The sequence below is a fragment of the Candidatus Schmidhempelia bombi str. Bimp genome (assembly GCF_000471645.3).
Lineage (GTDB): Bacteria > Pseudomonadota > Gammaproteobacteria > Enterobacterales > Orbaceae > Utexia > Utexia bombi.
In genome coordinates this window covers 1-4349 of the sequence record NZ_AWGA01000114.1, presented here as the reverse complement: position 1 = coordinate 4349, position 4349 = coordinate 1, and the positions used below count along the sequence as shown (strand labels likewise).

Annotated in this window: 4 protein-coding genes; all 4 read right to left on the bottom strand. The window is 39.0% G+C overall.

What is annotated here, in order from left to right; all coding sequences use genetic code 11:
- Window positions 1-95: 95 nt before the first annotated feature.
- On the bottom strand, window positions 96-842 hold the full coding sequence (locus O970_RS09300) for a T6SS immunity protein Tli3 family protein (RefSeq protein ID WP_133459427.1): 747 nt from the start codon (window positions 840-842) through the stop codon (window positions 96-98).
- Entirely contained in the window at window positions 843-2444 is a 1602-nt protein-coding gene (locus O970_RS09295) for a T6SS effector phospholipase Tle3 domain-containing protein (protein WP_133459426.1), read from the bottom strand.
- Window positions 2441-3439 carry a T6SS effector phospholipase Tle3 domain-containing protein gene (locus tag O970_RS09290; protein ID WP_133459425.1) on the bottom strand — a complete coding sequence of 333 codons (999 nt, stop codon included), beginning with the start codon at window positions 3437-3439 and terminating at the stop codon, window positions 2441-2443. Before O970_RS09290 ends, O970_RS09295 begins: the two co-directional genes overlap by 4 nt.
- A gap of 3 nt (window positions 3440-3442) precedes the next feature.
- Window positions 3443-4349: DUF2345 domain-containing protein (locus O970_RS09285; protein ID WP_133459424.1), on the bottom strand; the 907-nt coding region annotated here is incomplete at its 5' end.

The window sequence follows — 4349 nt, the reverse complement described above, 5'->3', positions numbered from 1 at the left end:
GGGGCAAAAATCGATAAAACCATAATTAAACCAAATGGCACTGCCAAGAACATAATACACAACGTCTTCAATTTCTGTTTCATCTCGTTATTTCCTTATTTAGCAGTACCTAAAAATTGCTGATAAACCTCTAACACGGTATGGTTATCCGGTAATTTACTGCTTTTGGCATTATAATCACACCGCATCTTATCCCAGCCATTATAGTCACTAGGTATAGGTGGGATGGAATCGGGAATAATTTGACTTCGACCTAAAATCGCCCCTTCTCTATGCTGCTCTTTTTTAGATAACATATCTGGTGTTCTGGTACCAAATGGCGCTTCTGATATATAAAGCTCCCCATTTTTTGCCAAAATAAAGGCTTGATCATTAACCACGTCATATTGGGGTGAATCATGATGACCTAAGCTATGGCCGCTTCTTAGATGTATGGTTTTAAAAGAGCGGCCTCCATCAATAGAGGTTTCAATACCTGATAGGTCAGAATAAGGAATTGAAAAATAGTTTTTCGCTGGATGTCGATAGGGTTCAGTATAAACGCGCCAAGAGTGGCGTGCTAACTGATAATAGATCTGCTCTTTATCATCAATAAAATAGGCGCGACCTTGACATCGATACCCCGTTAATAATAGATAACGATGTTCATCAAAACGGTATATAATTTGTGATGGTACCGTAAGTTTCTGCGGTCGTAAATTAGTAATAGGTGAGAGTGCTAATAGACCAAAAATAAACAGTAAGTAACTACCGCTACGCCATGGGCGCGGACGTTCATTTATCACCGTCCTTATCGATAAGACAGCGCCGATCAAAGTACATATAATAGCTAAAATAATCATTTAGGTATTCCTTTTAGTATCAGGCTCTGGCAGAGGCCATTGTTGTTTAGGGTCAATATAAAATTGTAAAACTTTATCTCCAACAGTTATTGCAACTTGCGCTACACTTTTAGTAATTGGATGAGGTATTAACTTTACTGTTGTAGTTACTGCACCAATGGTCGCTTGCTGCATAAGGCTAGTAACATGTTTAAATTCATTAACAACCCCATCGGGTACTTTTCCTTGTAAAAAATTCATACTTTTTTTAATTTGGTCGGGTAATATGCCATAATGACTATAATTTATTATTTCACTATCTTCATTTTCAGGCGATCGCCAATCCGCAAGATGAATTAAATGTTGCCAAGTTTGTCTGGTTTCTTGACCGCAATCTTTCACCTCACCTAAAGCAAGATCATAAGCCATAATATGAGAAGGAACTTGCTCATTTAAGGTAATACCAGAATGATGCGAATTCTCTTCTTTGCTTTCGGCTTGTTTTTTTATCTCTTGATAAATGTTTGCCTTGATTTCCTCATCACTAGGAAGGCACCACACTTCAAATTGATAGGGATCATAAGTAAAACGGATATGATCGACGTTTTGCCACTCTGGGTGTGCTTTGATTTGAGCCGCTACCCAACTATTATCCTTTGTTAGCACTCTTTGATACTCGGGTAAAGTAATCGAAGGTTTATAATATTTAATAGGTCTATCTGGACCATCATAATAAAATTGATATTTAGGGTAGGCGTTGGCTTTGCCCTGTGAAGTATAGTCATGTTTAAGTTCAGCGTAACGCCTATTTTTAATAAATAAATCACTATAATAGATAGCTTTTGCTAATTCTGTTTTATTGAGATCTTTACTTACTGTATAGATAATTGGCTCAGGCACCTGTTCGCCATTAATGTTTAATTTTTCTTTTACGACAAAACGCGCATTGGTGTAAGTTTCAAGTTTAAAAATTTCTTTCGATCCTGTCTCAAAAGGCGAATAATTTTTTTCATCATTTTTTAATTCAGATACAATCTTTTCATCCAATTTATAGGTAAGCACTATTTTATCTTTTTTAATATCGTAATAGCCGCTGATAAAACTTGCATTTACAAGACGCTCATGTTGATTTACTAACGCTAAATGATTCTTATCTAAAGAGACAATCATACGTTCAAAATGCTCTGATTCTACATGGTATTTGTTGATCATCTCTATATATCGATTTTTTAATTCATTCTTATCAAGGTAAGCTGGAAAGGCAAATTCAAACGATCCGCTTGGTCTAAAACAGATAAATTTATTTGGATCGTCACCCACGGTAACCCGATGACTAAATACCCGCTGTCTTAAATTGTCCCCGCAGCGATTAAAGACATGATTAGGGATCCCTTGCCAGCCCATCCCCTGTACACTATTAAGGGAAACCACTTGATCATTAGGGCTAAAATAGTTATAGACTTTGCCAAAATTATCACGACAATAGCGGGGATCCGTAAAATCATAATGTTGTTGTGATGGCGTAAGCTGATCGCTGTTAGTGGCTTTAAATGCCACTCCCTTTTCAATTAAAATATTTGGCTTATCATAATTTATTTTTCTTAACGCTTGCCCATCTTTCATTTTTTGAACAAAATTAATAAAAGTTTGTTGACGAGACGAGCCGCTGCGGTCTGCACCCCCATCCCCGACTCTTTGGACTGCTCTTCTAAATAACTGGGCTCAAAGGCATAGGGGGAATGTGCCAAAATCACACAGTCGGCAGGTAAAAATTCGTCTTCAGCTAATATCATATTGGCTAACATTGTGATAATGGTGCCTTGACTGTGGGCGACAATATTTACCGGTGCTTGTGATAATCTTTTATCTGTCCTAATTTTCTTAATTAAATTAGCTAAACGGTAAGCAGCAAACACCATATAAATTCGATGCGGGTTATCATAGGCTTTCGCGCCGAGTGATGAGCCAAATTTGGCCATGTAATTAGTCAATGAAGTCAAACCAGGCCCATACATATCGGGAATACAGGTGGTTGCGTCAGAAAATGGCCCGCCATTACGTCTAAATGCCGCATCCAGCCAGTTGCCAAAATGGTCACAATTTAATTTAGCAAATTCAAAGAGTTCGGCGAGCTCTTTGGTTTCTTGCTCAATCCAATACGCATCATAAGGTAACTCTTCTGGATTACCCTTTTCTAATCGGGTTTTATAGGCTTGTTGCTCCTTATAGTAAGTCTCGATATCCACCGGCCGGTACCCCCAATAAAATGGAATAACCGGTGAATTACCTTTTTGTTTTTCTTTTGTTTCGGGATCGATCCACTCAGTTAACATCTGTATTCGGGGTGAAAAATCATCCTTGGTATCTTGTACCCATTGCCAACGATTGGGTTTTATGTCATTACGCCCTAAGCGCTTATTTAATCCCTCACAGATTTTTTCATCTAAATTTCCGAAGGCTTCGCCAATATCATTTACGCCATGAATTAAGATCACAATACAAGGTAGTGGCATTGCTTTTTCAGCACTGCAAGTGAGCATGGCGTCATTGGAGGTTGCGGGTAACCCCATGACATCTTCTATAAGGGTATTATTCGGATTAGGAAATTTATTCCGCATATGTTAGTCCTTTTCAAGTATTTCTATTTTTAGTTGTTCTAATTCGGTCATGGGGATCAGTGGCGTTTCGCCATTGGCATCCGTTACCCCCTCTTGGGTACTACCATCGCTAAAGTAGATACGGTAGGGGTGGTTGGTTAATAGTTGAGAGGGTGACCCCTTGAAATGTAATTTAAATTTGCGAGCAAAACTGCCTTTAGCAAACGAAGGGACGACGTGTTTAATACTTTCGGCGCCAGAGTAGGAGAGTAATGCGGTTTTTTGTAAAATACTGGTAGGCGCGATTAATTCAATCGTGCCATCTTTGATACGAATGACTTTACCGCCACTGCTAGTAATAAACATATTTTTTTGTGAGGTCAGTTCCATTTCATCAGATTGTGCTTGAATCTGCACACGACCGGACGCGGCAATTAATTTTATGCCCAATTTGTGGGCAAAAATGGATACCATCTCACCGGCCGCCATAGAGAGTTTTTTAAAGATATTGATACTGGCATGTTTACCCGCGGTGACGATAATATTTTCATTCGCCGCACTTTGTATACTTTTCGGTGTTGTGTGTGCGATACCCTGTTCACCATGAATAACAACAGTGGATTTTTGTAATTGCTGTGTTGCTGATAATAAATCCTGCTGTTCATTAATTTCTGCTGGCTGTGCGCCAGCCACTTTACTGCTTCCGATTAAGGCACATGAAATATCTAACGATTTTTGTATCTGTTTAACCGAATCGTTCATTTCAAGCTGTTGATCCGCTGCCTTCTCTTGGGCCGTTGTGGTCAGGTATATTCCTTTTGCAGCGCGTACCGCCCCCCACTGATCGGTTCTTAACTCGAAGCCTTCACCGCGTTTTGTTTTTTCACTATCAACTAAATGCCCCAGATTCAGCTGGGTTTTGCCGTATTCA